General features: G+C 31.6%; 2 protein-coding genes. One reads left to right on the top strand and one right to left on the bottom strand.

Annotated features, from left to right (window positions below):
• Positions 1-255 precede the first annotated feature (255 nt).
• Complete coding sequence (gene cspC / locus AAHB12_RS31075; RefSeq protein WP_003328189.1) at positions 256-459, bottom strand: cold shock protein CspC; 204 nt, start codon at positions 457-459, stop codon at positions 256-258.
• Positions 460-899: 440 nt separating this feature from the next.
• Here cspC and AAHB12_RS31070 point away from each other — a divergent pair, with 440 nt between their 5' ends.
• Positions 900-1,316, top strand: a complete 417-nt coding sequence (locus tag AAHB12_RS31070) for a hypothetical protein (RefSeq protein WP_342048929.1) — start codon at positions 900-902, stop codon at positions 1,314-1,316.
• Positions 1,317-1,344 lie beyond the last annotated feature (28 nt).

Here is a 1,344-nt window from a genome sequence, read left to right as displayed (position 1 = left end):
GGGCAGGTTAGTGAAAAAAGAAAGAATAAAATGTAGTTGTATTCGAAAAGAAAAATAAATAACTTATATACATTCCGCATATTGTCAATCCAGTATGTTATACTGTAAACAAACCTTTGAAGCTTTTAATCTTTTACCATTACCTGTACCATCTCCCTACTCGAACGTTGAGTAGGGTTTTTTATTGAGTATTATACAGAGAACATAAAAAAACAGGCCCTATATAAAGAGCCTGTTTGTATAAATGATTTAAGATTAAGCAGCTTTTTGAACGTTAGCAGCTTGAGCTCCACGAGCACCTTGCTCAACGTCAAACGTTACTTTTTGACCTTCGTCTAAAGATTTGAAGCCGTCACTTTGGATTGCAGAGAAGTGTACGAATACATCGTCTCCATTTTCACGTTCGATAAAGCCAAAACCTTTTTCTGCATTAAACCATTTAACTGTACCTTGTTCCATTTTTGTTGCCTCCTAGTGTGTTACCACACATTGTATTACTATCCTTGCCCAAAGTATCATCAAGACGAAAAGTCGATATTCATACTATCCTTTACACCGAACAAAAATAATTCTTCTTTATCATATCAGGAAACGGAAAAAATTGCAAATTATTGGAATTTAACTAAAATAGTAAAAATCCGCAAAGAAAAAGAAGAGCAATCATGCAATACAAACAAAGAACTCATAATGACCATTCTAATTAAGTTATCTTTGTTGAACGGGTGCTTTAATTGAGCAAGAAACTAAAAATTTTTAACTTCCGCTTTCGTAAATTATGTAAACTACAAAAATAAATTGGAGTCTTTTTATAAGGCTGTTTAAAAGATTGTTGTTTTTTAATAAACTTGTTACTAATACCACCTTATTTTTTGGGGGACAATACTTTTGAGGTGGTTGAAGTGCTTAAAAAGGTATTAGTATGTATTTTTGTTTTCCAACTAATTTCAACAAATGGCATTGCTCAAACTAATCAGCAAATACAAATATTCGATATAAATAAAGGTAAGGTAATAAAAGTTTTACAAATGAACACTGATTTACAGCAAGAGGCAGAGAAATTTCTTGAAGGCATAACAGGTGTATGTGTTAAATACAATCCTATTCCAAATAAAGGATTTATGATAAGAATTCCTTTAGAACCTAATATTAAGGTTAGAAACCAATGGTTTAATGACCTTGTAGATGAAGTAACAATCATATTTTCAGGTCAAGAAAAACCATATTTAATGGTTTTTGACGATGAAAACAAACCATATTTTTTAACATTTGAAGGCAATACAGGAAAATTCTTCGGATTATTGAACTTTAAACCATAGACCTCACGAAACCGACTTCCGATAAGTC

The sequence above is a fragment of the Bacillus sp. OTU530 genome (assembly GCF_038440375.1).
Note: the sequence above shows the minus strand (reverse complement) of the source record. Positions and strands in the feature narration are given on the sequence as shown.

What these genes read in the sequence shown, in the direction of transcription:
- cspC (WP_003328189.1), bottom strand. Translation starts at nt 459, where the DNA reads ATGGAACAAGGTACAGTTAAATGGTTTAATGCAGAAAAAGGTTTTGGC.